The 16070-nt window shown below is 71.4% G+C and carries 13 protein-coding genes; 6 read left to right on the top strand and 7 right to left on the bottom strand.

All coding sequences use genetic code 11. The annotated features are described in order from the left end of the window. Nucleotides 1–610 precede the first annotated feature (610 nt). Both Q2K21_RS11210 and Q2K21_RS11205 read left to right on the top strand, forming a co-directional pair. Nucleotides 611–1591, top strand: a complete 981-nt coding sequence (locus Q2K21_RS11210; protein WP_310769505.1) for a helix-turn-helix transcriptional regulator — start codon at nucleotides 611–613, stop codon at nucleotides 1589–1591. 36 nt (nucleotides 1592–1627) lie between these two features. Beyond that, nucleotides 1628–2110: a DUF456 domain-containing protein gene (locus Q2K21_RS11205; RefSeq protein ID WP_310769504.1), complete on the top strand. Its 483-nt coding sequence runs from the start codon at nucleotides 1628–1630 to the stop codon at nucleotides 2108–2110. 121 nt (nucleotides 2111–2231) lie between these two features. On the opposite strand, the gene Q2K21_RS11200 is transcribed toward Q2K21_RS11205, so the two are convergent. Then, nucleotides 2232–3464, bottom strand: coding sequence for an SGNH/GDSL hydrolase family protein (locus Q2K21_RS11200; protein WP_310769503.1), 1233 nt, complete (start codon nucleotides 3462–3464; stop codon nucleotides 2232–2234). 297 nt (nucleotides 3465–3761) lie between these two features. On the opposite strand from Q2K21_RS11200, the gene Q2K21_RS11195 reads away from it, so the two are divergent. Continuing rightward, a complete protein-coding gene (locus Q2K21_RS11195) occupies nucleotides 3762–4145 on the top strand; it encodes a PPOX class F420-dependent oxidoreductase (protein WP_310769502.1) in 384 nt (127 codons plus the stop codon). On the opposite strand, the gene Q2K21_RS11190 is transcribed toward Q2K21_RS11195, so the two are convergent. The 6 genes from Q2K21_RS11190 to Q2K21_RS11165 form a co-directional block, all read right to left on the bottom strand. Continuing rightward, on the bottom strand, nucleotides 4133–4654 hold the full coding sequence (locus Q2K21_RS11190; protein ID WP_310769501.1) for a methylated-DNA--[protein]-cysteine S-methyltransferase: 522 nt from the start codon (nucleotides 4652–4654) through the stop codon (nucleotides 4133–4135). The genes Q2K21_RS11195 and Q2K21_RS11190 overlap by 13 nt on opposite strands. Nucleotides 4655–4656: 2 nt before the next feature. Next, complete coding sequence (locus Q2K21_RS11185) at nucleotides 4657–6105, bottom strand: bifunctional transcriptional activator/DNA repair enzyme AdaA (protein WP_386275976.1); 1449 nt, start codon at nucleotides 6103–6105, stop codon at nucleotides 4657–4659. A gap of 150 nt (nucleotides 6106–6255) precedes the next feature. Next, entirely contained in the window at nucleotides 6256–7368 is a 1113-nt protein-coding gene (rsgA, locus tag Q2K21_RS11180; RefSeq protein WP_310769499.1) for a ribosome small subunit-dependent GTPase A, read from the bottom strand. A 249-nt stretch (nucleotides 7369–7617) separates the two neighbouring features. Next, a complete protein-coding gene (locus Q2K21_RS11175; RefSeq protein WP_310769497.1) occupies nucleotides 7618–9111 on the bottom strand; it encodes a cellulose-binding domain-containing protein in 1494 nt (497 codons plus the stop codon). A gap of 221 nt (nucleotides 9112–9332) precedes the next feature. After that, nucleotides 9333–10664 carry a radical SAM protein gene (locus Q2K21_RS11170; protein ID WP_310769495.1) on the bottom strand — a complete coding sequence of 444 codons (1332 nt, stop codon included), beginning with the start codon at nucleotides 10662–10664 and terminating at the stop codon, nucleotides 9333–9335. A gap of 58 nt (nucleotides 10665–10722) precedes the next feature. Then, nucleotides 10723–11397 carry a pyridoxamine 5'-phosphate oxidase family protein gene (locus Q2K21_RS11165; protein WP_310769493.1) on the bottom strand — a complete coding sequence of 225 codons (675 nt, stop codon included), beginning with the start codon at nucleotides 11395–11397 and terminating at the stop codon, nucleotides 10723–10725. 72 nt (nucleotides 11398–11469) lie between these two features. Here Q2K21_RS11165 and Q2K21_RS11160 point away from each other — a divergent pair, with 72 nt between their 5' ends. The 3 genes from Q2K21_RS11160 to Q2K21_RS11150 all read left to right on the top strand — a co-directional run bounded on the left by Q2K21_RS11160 (nucleotide 11470) and on the right by Q2K21_RS11150 (nucleotide 15941). Beyond that, nucleotides 11470–12720, top strand: a complete 1251-nt coding sequence (locus Q2K21_RS11160; protein WP_310780833.1) for an FAD-binding protein — start codon at nucleotides 11470–11472, stop codon at nucleotides 12718–12720. Nucleotides 12721–12805: 85 nt separating this feature from the next. Continuing rightward, nucleotides 12806–14074, top strand: coding sequence for an ROK family protein (locus tag Q2K21_RS11155; protein ID WP_310769491.1), 1269 nt, complete (start codon nucleotides 12806–12808; stop codon nucleotides 14072–14074). A gap of 19 nt (nucleotides 14075–14093) precedes the next feature. Further along, nucleotides 14094–15941 carry a glycoside hydrolase gene (locus tag Q2K21_RS11150; RefSeq protein WP_310769489.1) on the top strand — a complete coding sequence of 616 codons (1848 nt, stop codon included), beginning with the start codon at nucleotides 14094–14096 and terminating at the stop codon, nucleotides 15939–15941. The last annotated feature ends 129 nt before the right edge of the window (nucleotides 15942–16070 follow it).

Genomic DNA, 16070 nt, shown 5'->3' with positions numbered 1-16070 from the left:
CGTGTCGGATGACATCTCGAACGGCGATACGAAACCGGCCACCGGAAGGCAAGCCGCCGGACGGTCCCACCCCCCACAGGGGAACCGCCCGGCGGCGCCGCAGTGACCGGGCCCGGCACGCCACCGGGGCCCCGTCACGTCTTCGAGGGCCGAGTCGTCTTCGGCCTGGTGGGCCCGAGTGCGACCCGCTTTCCTGAGGGTCCGCCGCGGCTCACCGGCGTCGCGGTCCGCGACGGCCGGCGGCCTAGGTCCTGTCGTCAAACTCCCGTCGTTCGCCCGAAGGGCGGGCCCTGCGGCGTCAGGTGCGTGCTCTGGGGGTACCCCCTGCTCGTAGAGCTTGGGGGAGCGTGCATGGCGTCGCGGGGCAGGCGGGAGTTTGACGGCAGGGCCTAGCCCCCTCAAGTCCCCTCCCAAGGTCCCTCATCCGCGTCCGCGCAGGCCGATAAGGCCCAATACGGGCATTGCGGGCGGCAATTCTTGCTGCGGTGGCCTCACCTTGGCAGAGACACCGGCGGTACGGCGATGATGTGCCGAGGCGGGTTTGCGCCGTGGCCGATTTCCGCCACACGACGCACCGCGGGGTCCTGTCTTCGGGGAGAGGCAACGGCAGATGCTGGCAGCGATAGGTCTGGACGAGACACACGAGTCGGCGTACCGGGCACTGGTGTCCGTGGGCGCCGCCGACGTGCCCGATCTCGCACGACGGCTGACGCTCGGCGAACACGACACGGAACGCACCCTGCGCCGGCTGGAGCGGTACGGCCTCGCGGCCCAGTCGTCGGCCCGGGCCGGCCGCTGGGTCGCGGCACCGCCCGGGGTGGCCCTGGGCGCACTGCTCACCCAGCACCGGCACGAGCTGGAGAAGGCCGAGCTCGCGGCCGCGCTGCTCGCCGACGAGTACCGTGCGGCGGCCGCCGAGCCCGCGGTGCACGACCTGGTCGAGGTGGTGATCGGCGCGGCCGCGGTCACCCAGCGCTTCCTGCAGCTCCAGCTCGGCGCCGCCGAGGAGGTGTGCGCCCTGGTCACCGGCAGCCCGGTCGTCGTGACCGGAATGGAGAACGACGCCGAGGAGCAGGCGACCGACCGCGGGGTCCGCTACCGGGTGGTGGTCGAGCGGGCGGTGCTCGACCGGCCCGACGGCATCACGGAACTGACGGCCGCGCTCGGCCGCGACGAACAGGTGCGGGTCGTCGACGAGGTGCCGACCAAGCTGGTGGTGGCCGACCGGTCGCTGGCCATGGTGCCGCTCACCTCGCACACCGCGGAGCCGGCCGCGCTCGTCGTGCACGCGAGCGGACTGCTGGAGCTGCTGCGCGGTCTCTTCGAGTCGGTGTGGCGGGGCGCGCTGCCCCTGCGGCTCGGGGCGTCCGGCGTCACCGAGCGGGGACCGGACGGCCCCGACAACACCGATCTGGAGGTCCTGTCCCTCCTGCTCGCGGGACTGACGGACGCGAGCGTCGCCAAACAGCTCGACCTGGGCCTGCGGACCGTACAGCGCCGGGTGAAGCGGCTGATGGAGCTGACCGGGGTGACGACCCGGCTTCAGCTCGGCTGGCACGCGTACGAGCGGGGCTGGGTGGCGCGGGACTGACCTGCGCTTCCCCCGGCGCTCCGGCACTCTGGGCAGATGGGAGTGTGGGAGCTCCTGCTGGTCGGCCTGGTGATCCTGCTCGGCCTGTGCGGAGTGCTGGTGCCCGGGGTGCCGGGGTCGTGGCTCGTGTGGGCCGCGCTCCTGTGGTGGGCGTTGACGGACCCTCGCCCGCCGGCGTGGGGCGTCCTCGCCGGCGCCACAGCGGTCCTCTTCCTCTCCCAGGTGATGCGCTGGGCCCTGCCGCCCCGGCGACTGCGCGCGAGCGGCGCCACCCCCCGGATGGGTGTGTACGCGGGAGCCGGGGCGTTCCTCGGCTTCTTCCTCGTACCGGTGGTCGGCGCGATCCCCGGCTTCATGGGCGGCATCTACCTGTCCGAACGCCTCCGCCTCGGCAGCCACGGCGAGGCGATGACGGCGCTGCGGACGGTCATGCGCAACGGCGGCTCCAGCGTGCTCACGGAGCTGTTCACCTGCCTGCTGATCGCGGGGGCGTGGCTCGTCACCGTGATCTGGGGCTGACGCATCAATCGACGGGCCATCGGATCGCCGGTATTTCGGATCGCCCGCACATCGCACGCATCGCCGGTACACCGGGTCTCCTCCTCGTCGCCACCCGGGCCCGGCGTCGGCGTGACACGCCTCATCCCACGAGACCCGTGAGATCGATCGCGTCGGCGAGCGCCTTCATCCCGGCGTCGTTGAAGTGCAGATGATCGCCCGGGTCGTAGGCGGGCAGGATGCGTTCGGGGTGGGCCGGGTCGCGGACGGCCGCATCGAAGTCCGCGACCCCGTCGAACAGTCCGCCCCGGATGAGGGCGTTGACCGCGTGTCGTAGCCACTCGCGCGCCGGAGTCCAGCCCCGGTGGCCGCCGTACGGGGTGAGGGTGGCGCCGATGACGCGGATGCCGTGGGCGTGCGCTCGGGCCACGATCCGGCGGTACGCCCGCACGAAGGCGCCGGGATCGGTCTGCGGCGGGGTGCCCTTGAGGTCGTTGACACCCTCCAGGACGATCACCGTGCGCACTCCGGCGCGGGAGAGGACGTCCGCGTCGAGGCGGGCCAGGGCGCTCGGGCCCGTGCCGTCGAGGAGGAGGCGGTTGCCGGAGATCCCGGCGTTCAGGACGCCGGGCCGGCGGCTCGCGGGCAGCGCGCGCAGACGCTCCGAAAGCCGGTCGGGCCAGCGGTGGTTGGCGCCGTACGAGGATCCGGTGCCGTCGGTGAGGGAGTCGCCGAACGCGACGATGCTCCCGGCGGCGGCCGGGCGCAGGACGTCGACGCCGGTCACGTAGTACCAATGGGAGGCTGTGCGGGTGTACGCGGCGCCGTTGGTGTCGGCGGCCCGATTGCCGTTCCTGGCGAGGAAGTTGGTCTGCAGGGCGGTGCGGTGGTAGGTCGCCGGACCGGAGTCGTCGGGGGTGTGCACGCTGACCAGGAGATCGGCGTCCGCCGGGACCCGGAGGCGGACCGGGTCGCTGACGCGGTCCTGGCCCGCCGGGACGGTCACGCAGGTGTCACCGGCGAAGGTGGCGGTGCGCAGGGAGCCCGGGACGGCGTCGGGGGTGGTGGGCGCGTGCGGCCGCCGCAACGCGACGGTGACGGCGTCGAGTCGGAGCGGGCCGGTGCCGAGGCGGTTGGAGACGCGGATCCGGGCGGCGCTGCCGCCGACACTGGTGTGCACGACGTTGCGGATCGAGGCGCCCGGGAGGGCGGGGGCTGTTCCGGACGGGGCGGCCTCCCAGGTGGCGGTCCACCGCGGACCCGTCTCGGTCCGGGCCGCCGTGCCCGGGAAGGTGGCCGCGGTCGACACGACGGTGAAAGCCAGAACCGCGAAGCAGCGGCGCCGGGTTCGGGGCGCACGGGGCAGGTGGATCATACGGAGGCACCCTTTCCTCACCGGCGGCCCCGGGGCGCGGGACCAGGAAGCCCTCCATGACGTCCCGTGCCATGGACTTCCGGCGCCATGGACTTCCCTTGACACGGACTTCCCTTGACACGGACTTCCCGTGACACGGACTTCCCGTGACACGCCGAAGAACTAACACACCGTCACACCATTGGACGTACGGACGTACGGACACCGGCATTGCGCCCCCGTGGGGGCCGCCTAGGTCGACGGGCCTACGGCCAGGATCCGATGCGGACGGGGGTCCTGAAGTGTTTGGCTGCTGCCATGACCGAATTCAGCGAGGCCGAACGCGCGTATCTGCGATCGCAGCGACTCGGACGGCTGGCCACCGTCGATCCGCAAGGACAGCCGCAGGCCAACCCGGTCGGATTCTTCCTCCAGGACGACGGGACGATCCTGATCGGCGGCTATGCGATGGGCTCCACCAAGAAGTGGCGGAACCTGCGGGAGAACCCCAAGGTGGCGCTGGTCGTCGACGACATCGCGAGCCTGCGGCCGTGGCGGGTGCGCGGTGTCGACATCCGCGGAGGGGCCGAACTACTCACCGGTCCTCATGAGTTGGGGCCGCACTTCAGTGAGGAGGTCATCCGGATCAGGCCGCGGCGGATCCACAGCTGGGGGTTGGAGGAGGAACCTCAGGAAGACTGAAGCGCACCCTCCATCGTGAGCAGCAGCACCTTGCGGTCGAGACCGCCCGCATAACCGGTGAGGGAGCCGTCCGCGCCGATCACGCGGTGGCAGGGGCGGACGATGAGCAGAGGATTGGCACCGATCGCCCCGCCGACGGCGCGTACGGCGGCACGGGAGGCCCCGGCACGGGCGGCGATGTCACCGTACGTCGTGGTCGCGCCGTACGGCACGGAGTCGAGCGCGGCCCACACCCGCTCGCGGAACGCGGTGCCGTTCGTGCGGAACCGGAGGTGGAACTCTTTGAGTTCGCCGGCGAAGTAGGCGGCGAGCTGCCGCTCGGCCTCGCGGAAGAGTCCGGGCGTGTGCCGCCATTCCGGCCGCGGGGTGCGGCCGCCCTTCTGGCCGGGCACGGACAGGGAGGTGAGGGCACCGGACGGGTCGGCGGTGAGGAGGAGCGGGCCGACAGGGCTGTCGAGGGAGGTGTAGTGGACGTCGTCGTGGTCGTCGCGGTCGTCGTACCGAGCCATGTTCAGTGTGCTTCCTGTTCTTGTGTCCTGAGGTACTGGAGGGCGTACGAGCGCCACGGGCGCCAGGCGTCGGGGACGTCCTCGCCCGGCGGCGCAACGTCGGGGTCGCCGAGGGCTCGGGCGCGGATGACCGCCACGGTGCGTGCGTCCATACCCGGCAAGGAGAGCAGCGCCTGGTGGGCGTCGTCGCGGTCCGCGCCGGCGTCGAGGCGGACAGTGCCGTCGGCGAGGGCGGAGGTCAGGGCGGCCAGGGTGCCGTGGGGTTCGCCTTCGGCGATGGCGGCCGGTTCCGGGAAGAGGTGGGTGAGGGTGCCGTACGGGGAGTCCAGCGCCTTCCCGTACCGCCGCACAAGCAGCTCGGCCCCGGCCCGCCCCACAAGCGCGCGTACGGCGAACTCCTCCGGGTCGGCCGCGCCCGGCGAGCGCAGACCGGGACGGGCGGCGACGAGCGGGGCCAGCCGTGGGTCGGCGCCCAGGCGCTCGTCGACGGCGTACGGGTCCGCGTCGAGGTCGAACAGCCGCCGCAGCCGCTGCACGGCCGTGGTGAGGTCGCGGGGGTCGGTGAGGTGGAGCCGGGCGTCGAGCCAGCCGCCGGGGTGGCGGGTCCGGCCACGGGGTGGCTGCCGCTCGTCGACGGCGGCGACGGCGGTGCCGTGGGGCAGCCGGAGCATGCGACGGTAGGTGCGCCGCCCGCGCGGGCCGTCCACCTCCTCGATGCCGGGGATCGCCTCACCGGCGAGCAGGTCGAAGACGGCGGTGACCTGGTACGGCCCGCGGTACGCGAGCCGCAACGGGATCCCGGCGGACGGGGCTGCCACGCGGCGGACGGCCGGCCCGCCGCGGGGTGCGGCGGCGCGCAGTTCGCTCGGGGTGGCGGCGTACACCGCCTTGATCGTGTCGTTGAACTGGCGCACGCTGGCGAACCCGGCCGCGAAGGCGATCTCCGTGACCGGCAGCGTCGTGGTCCCCAGCAGGACCCGCGCGGTGTGGGCCCGCTGGGCGCGGGCCAGCGCGACGGGTCCGGCGCCGACCTCGGCGGTGAGCTGCCGCTGCACCTGGCGGGCGCTGTAGCCGAGGTGCACGGCGAGCCCGCCGACGCCCTCGCGGTCGACGACGCCGTCCTTGATCAGGCGCATGGCGCGCCCGACGACGTCCGCGCGCACGTTCCACTCCGCGGACCCGGGCACGGCGTCCGGACGGCAACGCCGGCAGGCCCGGAACCCGGCGCTCTGCGCGGCGGCGGCCGTCGGATAGAACCGCACGTTGTGCCGCTTGGGCGTCACGGCGGGGCAGCTGGGGCGGCAGTAGATCCCGGTCGTCCCGACAGCGAAGAAGAACTCGCCGTCGAACCGGGCGTCCCGGCCGCGCACCGCCTCGTACCTGGCGTCTTCGTCGATCACGCCTTCCAGTCTCCGCCGTGTCCCGGGATGGGGCTGGCGGAAATCGGACATGGCGTTGCGCACACCTCTGGAGGGACGGCGGGCAGCCCGAGCGGCTTGAGGACCAGCCCGGCGAGCTCGGGGCGCAGCCCCCAGGGTCAGGGTCGGGAAGGACAGGGGCGGCGGGGCGAGAACCGAGGCCCTCACCGCCCCCTGAGCTCCTTACGCCCACCGCCCCCGCTTCGCCTCCATGGCCGCGCGGCCCTGCGCTCCCCTCAGCTTCCACTCCCGCCGCAACTCCGCCCGCACCCGGGCGTCCGTCTTGGCGACGATCCGCTGGTTCTCCCGCAGCAGCTTCCGGTAGCTCTCCAGCCGCCGCTCCGGCAGCACACCGTCGTCCACCGCGGCCAGTACCGCACACCCCGGCTCCGCGACATGCGCGCAGTCCTGGAAGCGGCACTCCCCGGCCAGTTTCTCGATCTCGGAGAACACCTGGCTCACACCGGTCTCGGCGTCCCACAGCCCCACCCCGCGCAGCCCGGGTGTGTCGATGAGGACGCCACCGCCGGGCAGTGCGAGCAGATTGCGCGTGGTCGTGGTGTGGCGGCCCTTGCCGTCCATGTCGCGGGTGGCCTGCACGTCCATGACGTCCTCGCCGAGCAGCGCGTTCGCGAGGGTGGACTTGCCCGCGCCGGACTGCCCCAGCAGCACGGACGTACCGCCGCAGAGGATCGCGGCGAGGACGTCGAGCCCGTCTCCCAGCTGCGAGCTGACCGGCAGCACCTGCACCCCGGGCGCGGCCGTCTCCACGTCCTGGACGAGGTACGAGAGTGTCGTCGCGTCCGGCACCAGGTCGGCTTTGGTGAGCACCACGACCGGCTGCGCTCCGGACTCCCAGGCCAGCGCGAGGAAGCGCTCGATGCGGCCGAGGTCCAGCTCGACGGCGAGCGACACGGCGACGACCGCGTGGTCGACGTTGGCCGCGAGGATCTGCCCCTCGGACCGCTTGGAGGAGGTGGAGCGCACGAAGGCGGTACGGCGCGGCAGATACGTCCGCACGTAACGGGGGTTGCCCGTGGGTTCGACGGCGACCCAGTCGCCGGTGCACACGACCCGCAGCGGGTCGTGCGGGGTGACGAAGGCGGTGTCGGCGCGCAGCAGGCCGTCGGCGGTGACCACGTCGCACTGGCCGCGGTCGACCCGGACGACCCGTCCGGCGACCAGTCCTTCGGTGTCGTAGGGGGCGAACGCTTCAGCCCATGCGTCGTCCCAGCCGTAGGGGACGAGCGCGGAGAAGGCGGAGGCGGAGGCGGAGAAAGCAGAGCTGAAAGTCAAGGGAGACCCTTTGTCGAAGGGTGGCCCCGGCAGGCGCGTGCGTGCGCCGGAGAGTGAGGTGTCAGCCGGTGACCACGGAGGTGGACTTGATGAGTTCCTGAATGCGGGCAGCGCCCAGCGCAAGGACAGTCATCGGTCAACACCTCCTTCTCCCACGTGAGTCGAGCGGCGGCCGGCGGCCGCCGCGTGGAACACCGCCACCTTAGCCCGGCCGGTCGGCGGGGCGTCAACGCATTTACCTCGGTCGGCTCAACGCGCCGTCGAGCAGCTGTCCCCGTTCACCGTGAAGTCGCGCGGCTGAGAGTTGCTGCCGCTCCACGAGGAGAGGAAGCCGACGGCGAAGCTGCCGTTCGCGGCGACCTTCTTGTTGTAGTCGTTGGCCCTGGCGGTGACCTTGGAGCCGTTCTGGGTGAAGGCGCCGTCCCACATCTGCGTGACGTGCTGGCCGTCCCTGAACGTCCAGCCGATGCTCCAGTCGTCGAGCGCCTCGGTCGTGGTGACCGTGACCGTGGCCTGGAAGCCGTCCGGCCACTGGTTGACCACCTCGTACTTCACCCGGCAGGTCGACCGCGGGTCCTCGGCGGAGCCCGACGCGGCGGACGAGACGTCCACGGGCAACGTGGACTTTCCCTGCGGTTCCGTGTCGGAGTCGTCGTTCTTCGTGCTGTTGTGCGTGTGGGACGGGCGCGAGGTCGAGGAGGTGCCGACCGCGGCGTTGCCCGAGACCGTGCCGAGGGACGGCAGGGACGGTGTCGCCCCGGCGACCGGCCGGTCGGACGAGTCGCCGCTCGCGCTCGCCTGTCCGCCCGAGTCGCCGAGCTGCATCAGCGAGACCGTGAGCGCGAGCGCGGACACGATCACGGCCGCGGCCAGGATCCCGGTCTTGCCGATCCGGGGCCGCGTCACGATGCCCGGCGCGATGCCCCGGTCCGTACCCGCGTGGGCGCGTCCGCCGCTCAGCCCGGATTCCGCCGCGCGGCGCCGCCGCTCCAGGTAGGCGAGCCCGCCCCAGCCGATCACTCCGCTCGCCAGCGCGGCGGGCGTGCCTCCGCCGTGCAGCCGCAGGCACGCCGCCGCCTCCGCGCACTGCACGCAGACGGCGAGGTGCCGGGAGAGATCCTCCGGTGTCTCGGCGCCCGGCGCGCGGGTGACCGCGTCGAGGAGCCGGGAGTAGCTGCGGCACTCGACGTCCATGGGCGTGTCGAGGTGGTTGCGCTGGCAACGGTCCCGGAACAGCGCCCGTACCTGGGCCAGTTCCGTGGCCACGGCCGCCGGGTCCAGACCGAGCCGGCGGGCCACGTCGGGCAGCGGCAGCGCCTCCACCTCCGCCAGCCACAGCAGGGCCGCGTCCGGCTCCTGCATGTCCCTGAGCCCGCGCAGGGCCAGCGGACGCAGGAGCGGCGGTCCGGTGTACCGCGCGGCCTTCTCGGAGTTGAGCCACAGGCGCAGTTCGGGGTCGAGCCACTGCCCCTTGCCCTCGGTCTCCCACGCGGCGGCGCTGGTGCGCACCGACGTCAGCAGCAGGGGGATCCCGGGCAGCCGCGGGGTGCGACGCCCGGTGGTCCGCGCCTGGGCCTCGGCAATGCGGGCCTCATGGATGCCGTGGGTGAACGCCTCGGTGGCCAGGTGCCTGCCTGCGGCAGACCCGGAGGTGCACAGGTCGGCGTACGACAGGACCGCGTCCCAGCACTCCGAGAACAGAGCGGCCTCGGCGGCGTCCTGGGGGGTCGGCAGGTCGGGCATGGGGGGCTCCTGCATCAACTGCTTCCAGAAAGCAAAGACAACTCACCTGTGAAACAAGGGAGTTGAGGGTCGTCTCACGACAGACCCAGAGCCTTTCACGGTTCCCACACAACTGACAAGCTGCCTATTCAGATGCCGTCACCAGTGGTCGCACTCTGTTGAGTTGATATACGGATCGCGGCCCCACTCCGACTCGACGAGTGGGGCACGCGACGAAATCGTTACGCGTGGGACGGCTCCTCGGCCCCCTCCCCCGCCGGAAGGCTGTCCATGAAGGAGCTGACCGAGAACACCGCGCGGCCGGGGCCGGGCGGGCCGTAGCCGGGAGGCGAGGAGAGCCCGAAGTCGTCCATGGTGGCGCGGTACGCCTCCAGCAGGCGGATGTGGTACTCCAGCGGCGCGCCCTGGGGGTTGGCCTTGCCGAGCGGGGTCGTCGGTTCCGGGCACCAGGTGGTGAAGCGGGGCGTGATGCCGTGCGACATGAAGAAGCGCAGGCCCTCGGTGGTGGAGGCGATCGCCTCGTCCACGGTGGTGAAGCCGAACGGCTCGGCCATCTCCACGCCCGCCACGAAGTTGGGGATCACGTTGCGCGCGCCGAAGATCTCCGCCGAGTCGAGGATCCGCTTGTGCCACTCGTCACGGCCGACGTACCGCTCCTTGCCCGGGCAGTACAGCTCGAACAGACGCCGGTCCCACACCTCGAAGTTGGGGTGGTAGATCTGCACGCCGTAGTCCTTGAACCGCTGCACGTCGTCCTTCGGCAGCGCCTGCGCGACGACCTTGCCGATCCAGCGGCCCGGGAAACGCTCCTCGATGGCCTTGGCGTAGTGCCCGTAGAAGTCGGCCTCGTCGCGCCCGGCGACCTTGGACGTGATCGCGCCGCCGGTGAGCGTGTAGGCGGTGGAGGCCTTCGTGGTGTCGTACCGGTCGATGATCTCCAGCGCTTCGAGGACCTCCTCGACGTCCTTCACACCGGTGTAGGGCCGCCCGGCCGCCTTGTGCTGGCGCCAGTTGTGGTTGATGTCGCAGTACTGGCACTCCTCCTTGGCGCCGAAGTACTGGCAGACGCGGAAGACCGTGAGGTAGATCAGATAGCCCCACTGGATGGTCGGGGCCACCTCCATCACGGACTTCCCGTTGGAGAGGGTGTGCCGGTAGTACTCGGGCATGGGGGGCACGCCGACATCGGCGATCCGCTTCCCGTCGAGGTAGAGGCCGAGCAGCCCCTCCTCGTCGGCGGCCACACGATAGGGCGAGGACGGATTGACCCGTACGGAGACGACGGTCCGCCGCAGGTCGTAGGGGCCGCCCGTGAGGATGATCTCCTCGGGTGGACGGCGCAGCGCCGCCTCACCCAGCTCGGGCAGGGTGCCGTGGTCGAAGGAGAAGATGAAGTACGACTTCGGTTTGACCTCGCCGGACTCGTTGTCGCTCAGGGCGGACGCGTCGAAGGCCACTCCCCCGCGCAGCAGATCCTCTTTGAAGACGGCTTCCCGTGGTACGTGCGGGAATCGTTCCATCAGATCCTCGACCAGTGCGGTGCGGCTGCCCATCCCGTGTCTCCTCCCGGCTCAGGCGTTCGACTCCTCACGGTATGCCCCCGCCTGTACGTCAGCCGTGCCGGGTCCCCTCGCGCCGCGCGATGTGTGCCGGAACGGGGAGGTCCGGCGGCAGCACGGGGTCGGGCACGGGTGCGCCCCAGGTCGAGGTGAGCGGCAGCACTCCGGCCCACAGGCCGAGCTCGGCGTCGGGTCCGTCGCCGTCCTCGGGGGCGCCCGTACGGATCTTGACCGAGGCCTCTTCGAGGGACAGCGCCAGCAGGGTGGTGGCGGCCAGCTCCTTGCGGTTCGGCCGCCGGGCGTACGCCCACTGGCCGGGCGTAGCGTGCTCGGTGAGCCGGCGCAGGCCCTCCAGCTTCTCGTCCGGGTCGGTGACCTTGCGGGCGGTGCCGTGAATGATCGCGCTGCGGTAGTTGACGCCGTGCTCGAACACCGAGCGCGCGAGGACGAGCCCGTCGACGTGCGTGACGGTGACGCACACCCGGGTGCCGCCCGCGAGGCTCCGGCTGGCCACGGAACCGTGCAGGTACAGCTGCCGTTCGTCCCGCCCGTACACGGTAGGCACGACGAGCGGCCGGCCCTCGACGGTCACACCGAGGTGGCAGACGAACCCGGCGTCGAGGATCGCGTGGAGATCGGTCCGTTCGAGGCTGCCCTGCTCGCGCAGGCGGCGGTGCCTGGTCAGGTCGGTCTGCGGGAGGGCGGAGGGGAGCGGAGGCCGGGTCATGGCGGTTGAGGCTACAGATGTAGGTTCGCGGGTGGATGCGTGGCTCTCGACACCATGGGGAGGGACGACGGGATGACCGGGACCGTGACCAACTGGGCGGGCAACATCACGTACGCCGCCAAGGAGCTGCACCGGCCGCACTCGCTCGACGCGCTGGCGGCGCTGGTGGCCGGGAGTGCGAGGGTGCGCGTCCTGGGGAGCGGGCACTCGTTCAACGAGATCGCCGAGCCGGGCCCCGACGGCGTCCTGCTCTCCCTCGCCGCGCTGCCGGCCGAGGTGGACGTCGACACGGCGGCCCGTACCGTACGGGTCGGCGGCGGGGTCCGGTACGCCGAGCTCGCCCGCGTGGTGCACGAGCACGGGCTCGCGCTGCACAACATGGCCTCCCTGCCGCACATCTCGGTGGCGGGCTCGGTGGCGACCGGCACGCACGGCTCGGGCGTCACCAACGGCTCACTCGCCTCGGCCGTGCGTGAGGTCGAGCTGGTCACGGCGGACGGGTCGACGGTACGGATCGCCCGGGGCGAGGGGCGCTTCGACGGCGCCGTCACCGCGCTCGGAGCGCTCGGCGTGGTCACCGCGCTCACCCTGGACCTGGAGCCGGACTTCGCGGTCGAGCAGCATGTGTTCACCGAACTCCCGCTGGAGGGGCTGGACTTCGAGACCGTGGCGGCGACGGCGTACAGCGTCAGCCTGTTCACCGACTGGCGCGCCCCGGGCTTCCGTCAGGTGTGGCTGAAGCGCCGCACCGACCAGCCGCTGCCGGAGTTCCCGTGGGCCGCGCCCGCCACCGAGGCGCTGCACCCCGTGCCGGGGATGCCCGCGGTCAACTGCACGCAGCAGCTCGGCGTCCCGGGACCCTGGCACGAGCGGCTCCCGCACTTCCGTGCGGAGTTCACGCCGAGCAGCGGCGCCGAGCTGCAGTCGGAGTACCTGCTGCCTCGTCGGGATGCCGTCGAGGCGCTGTATGCAATCGACAGTATCCGGGAGACGGTCGCCGATGTCCTGCAGACCTGCGAGGTACGGACCATCGCCGCCGACGAGCAGTGGCTGAGCCCCGCCTACGGCCGGGACAGCGTGGCCCTGCACTTCACCTGGGTCGAGGACACCGCGATCGTCCTGCCGGTGGTGCGGCGCATCGAGGAGGCACTCGACGCGTTCGACGCGCGGCCGCACTGGGGCAAGGTGTTCACGGTGCCGCCGCAGGTGCTCCGGGAGCGCTATCCGCGGCTCGGCGACTTCGCCGCGCTGGCAGCGGAGTTGGACCCGGCGGGGAAGTTCCGCAACGCTTTCGTCGGCGACTTCATAAACCCCCTTTCCTAATCCCTTGTAGAAAGTCCCCGCACCGGCATAGGCTCGCGGCGCGCCGAGGCACTGGGCCTGGCCGTGGCCTGGAGGGATCGGGGACGTGTCCGCGAAGCGCACCTCACGCGACATTCGCACCGCGAACCGTTATGAGGTGCTGCGCCAGATCATCGCCGCGTCACCCACGTCCCGGCAGGAGCTCGCGGCCGCCACCGGGCTGAGCCTCGCCACTGTCGCCACGCTCGTCGGTGAGCTGCTCGACCTCCGCATGATCACCGAGGTCGGCTTCGAGGACTCGGCGGGCGGCCGGCCGCGCGGTCTGGTCGCCGTCAACGCGTCGGGAGGCGCGTTGATCGGCGTCGACATCGCGGAGACGTATGTACGCGTCGAGCTGTTCGACCTGGCGTTGAACCAGCTCGCCCGCGCCGACGAGGACATGCGCCCCGGTGAGAACCGCCCGGAGCAGGTCGTCGCCCATGTGGCCGCGGCCGTCGGCTCGGTGGTCACCCAGGCCGGTGTGGAGGGCGCCCGCGTCCTGGGTGTCGGCGTCAGCGTGCCCGGTCAGGTCGACCGCGACCGGGGCGTGTCCGAGTACGCCCCGAACTGGGACTGGCACGACGTGCCGCTGCTCGACCTGCTCGCCGAGCACATCGCCTACCCCCTCTATCTGGACAACCCGCTGCGCGCCTGCGCGGTCGCCGAGCTGTGGTTCGGCGCCGCCCGCGGGCGCGGGGACGCCGTGGTCGTCAACCTGGGCACGGGTGTCGGAGCCGGGCTCGCGCTCGGCGGCGGGCTCCACCGCGGCGTCAGCAACAGCGCCGGCGAATGGGGCCACACCACCCTGGTCCTGGACGGGCGGCTGTGCCACTGCGGCAACCACGGCTGTGTGGAGACGTACGTCGGGGCGCCCGGCATCATGCTGAACCTGCGGGAGCTCAGCCCGCGCAGCACCCTGCTGCACCCCGAGGACCAGACCGCCACGATCAACGCACTCGCGCGCGGGGTCGACGAGCAGGACCCGGTCGCGCTCAAGGTGGTCCGGGACACCGCCCGCTACCTCGGGGCCGGCATCTCCGACCTGGTCAACCTCCTCAACCCCGAAGTGGTCGTGCTCAGCAGCTGGGTCGCGGCCACGCTCGGCGAGCCGTTGCTGAACGAGGTGCGCGAGGCCGTCGCCCGGCACGCGCTGAAGCGGCCCTTCGCCGCCACCGAGATCGTCCTGTCCCCCATCCCCACCGACCCGGTGTGCCTCGGAGCCGCGACCTTCGCCCTCGAAGGCGCGCTCCAGTCGGCCACCCAGAGGGCCACCAACAACCAGAGGCCCACCAAGCGCACCACCCCCGCAAGGAGCCGTACCGCACCACCTTCATGACGACGGAAGGGATGCACAGTTGACGCGCACGATCAGATCCCCCCACCGCTCCGTCCTCGCGACAGCCGCAGCCGCACTCGCTGTCACGGGGGCCCTGATATCCGCTCCGCCCGCCGACGCGGCCTCCCCCACGGCCGCCGAAGTCTCCCCGCACGCCGCCCAGACCATCGACAACATCGGCGCCTCCGGTGCCTGGTGGGTCAATGACCTCAAGAACTTCGACCCCGCCGTCCAGGCCCGGGTGGCGAAGCTGCTGTTCTCCGCACAGGGCCTGGATCTGAGTTCGTACCGCTACAACATCGGTGGCGGCGGCACGGCGGTCACCACGCCGTCCCGCGCCCCCGAGGACTTCCGAGACGACGACGGGACGTACGACTGGAGCAAGGACAAGGGCGGCCGTACGTTCCTCGCCTACGCGGCGAAGTACGGCGTCCAGGACCTCATCGCCTTCGTCAACAGCGCGCCCGCCGAGTGGAAGACCAACGGCAGGAGCTGCGGCGGCTATCTGAAGGCGGAGAACACCGAGGACTTCGCGAAGTACGTCGCCGACGTCACCGACCACTTCGCCGGGCTTGGCCAGAAGTTCGACTACATCAGCCCCTTCAACGAGCCGAACAACAGCTTCGACAGCTGCGGCCAGGAGGGCATGCTGGTGCCGGTCGACCAGCGGGACGACATCGTGCGGGCGCTGGGCGCCGAGCAGCGGTCCCGGCACCAGAGGACCGGCATCATCGCGGACGAGTCCAGCAGCACGGTCAGCTTCAACACCGAGGTGCCGCAGTGGATCTCGCAGCCGGGCACGGACCGGTACGTGTCGAAACTGGCCCACCACACGTACAACAATCCTGGTGACGACCAGCGGGCGAAGATCTACGAGACGTCGAAGGCGGCCGGCAAGGAGTCCTGGTCCACCGAGATCTGCTGCTTCGGCAAGGGCGGGACGGGCTGGGCACAGGAGTACGACCCGACCATCGACGGCGGTCTCAACCTCTCCCGGATCATCTACAAGGACTTCGCCACCGCCCACGACTCGGCGTTCCAGTGGTGGGTGGCGCTGTCGGAGATGATCGGCACCGACCCCTACGCGAAGAACGACTCCGGCTGGAACGACGGCCTGATCTACTACGACCCGGACTACGCCACCAGCGGCAACCAGACCCTGTACTTCACCAAGCGCTATTACGCGCTCGGCCAGTACAGCAAGTTCGTGAAACCGGGCTCGGTCGCGCACAACGTGACCGGCGCGCCGGACGGGGTCGAGGTGTCGACGTACGACCGGGACGGCACGTGGGTGGTCGTGGTGAACAACCACAACACCTCCGACACGGCCCTGAACCTGCACTTCAACAGCAAGGCGCCGGTACGGGCCACCAAGGCCGTGCGGACGTCGGCCGACGAGAACTGGGCAAGCGTGGCCAAGCCGTCCGTCAGCGGCGGCGCCGTCTCCACGACGCTCCCCGCCCGGTCCATCACGACGTACGTTCTCGCCCAGAAGGGTCACAGCGGCTCTTCGGCCGTGACAGGCGCCTGGCAGGGCAAGCAGTCGGGCAAGTGCCTTACGGCGGACGTCTCCGGTGCCGCGATCGGCACCTGCACGGGCGGGGACGGGCAGTCGTGGTCGTACGACGCGAAAGGCACCCTGAAGGGCGCCAACGGGTTTCTGACCGCCGGGAGTTCGGGGCTCACGACAGCCGCGGACCCCACCGGTGACGGTACGCAACGCTGGCTGCTGAACTCCAACGGCCAGATCGTCAACGAGGCGTCCGGGAAGTGCCTGGACGTCAGCGGTCAGGCGACCGCCGACGGCAGCAAGGTGATCCTCTACAGCTGCGACGGCGGGTCCAACGAGGCCTGGTTCCGGCAGTAACCACCCCTGGACCGAGGGCCGCCGGCACCCCTGACCCGGCGGCCCTCACCCCCTTTGCCCCACTCCTTGTTCGGAATTCCGAACCGGGCACAACGCTTCGAACAGGCTTCGTCCAACCCCTTGCCGAAG

The sequence above is a fragment of the Streptomyces sp. CGMCC 4.7035 genome (assembly GCF_031583065.1).
Lineage (GTDB): Bacteria > Actinomycetota > Actinomycetes > Streptomycetales > Streptomycetaceae > Streptomyces > Streptomyces yaanensis.
This window is presented reverse-complemented; position numbering and strand designations above follow the sequence as displayed.

What these genes read in the sequence shown, in the direction of transcription:
- Q2K21_RS11210 (WP_310769505.1), top strand. Translation starts at nt 611, where the DNA reads ATGCTGGCAGCGATAGGTCTGGACGAGACACACGAGTCGGCGTACCGG.
- Q2K21_RS11205 (WP_310769504.1), top strand. Translation starts at nt 1,628, where the DNA reads ATGGGAGTGTGGGAGCTCCTGCTGGTCGGCCTGGTGATCCTGCTCGGC.
- Q2K21_RS11200 (WP_310769503.1), bottom strand. Translation starts at nt 3,464, where the DNA reads ATGATCCACCTGCCCCGTGCGCCCCGAACCCGGCGCCGCTGCTTCGCG.
- Q2K21_RS11195 (WP_310769502.1), top strand. Translation starts at nt 3,762, where the DNA reads ATGACCGAATTCAGCGAGGCCGAACGCGCGTATCTGCGATCGCAGCGA.
- Q2K21_RS11190 (WP_310769501.1), bottom strand. Translation starts at nt 4,654, where the DNA reads ATGGCTCGGTACGACGACCGCGACGACCACGACGACGTCCACTACACC.
- Q2K21_RS11185 (WP_386275976.1), bottom strand. Translation starts at nt 6,105, where the DNA reads ATGTCCGATTTCCGCCAGCCCCATCCCGGGACACGGCGGAGACTGGAA.
- Q2K21_RS11175 (WP_310769497.1), bottom strand. Translation starts at nt 9,111, where the DNA reads ATGCCCGACCTGCCGACCCCCCAGGACGCCGCCGAGGCCGCTCTGTTC.
- Q2K21_RS11170 (WP_310769495.1), bottom strand. Translation starts at nt 10,664, where the DNA reads ATGGGCAGCCGCACCGCACTGGTCGAGGATCTGATGGAACGATTCCCG.
- Q2K21_RS11165 (WP_310769493.1), bottom strand. Translation starts at nt 11,397, where the DNA reads ATGACCCGGCCTCCGCTCCCCTCCGCCCTCCCGCAGACCGACCTGACC.
- Q2K21_RS11160 (WP_310780833.1), top strand. Translation starts at nt 11,470, where the DNA reads ATGACCGGGACCGTGACCAACTGGGCGGGCAACATCACGTACGCCGCC.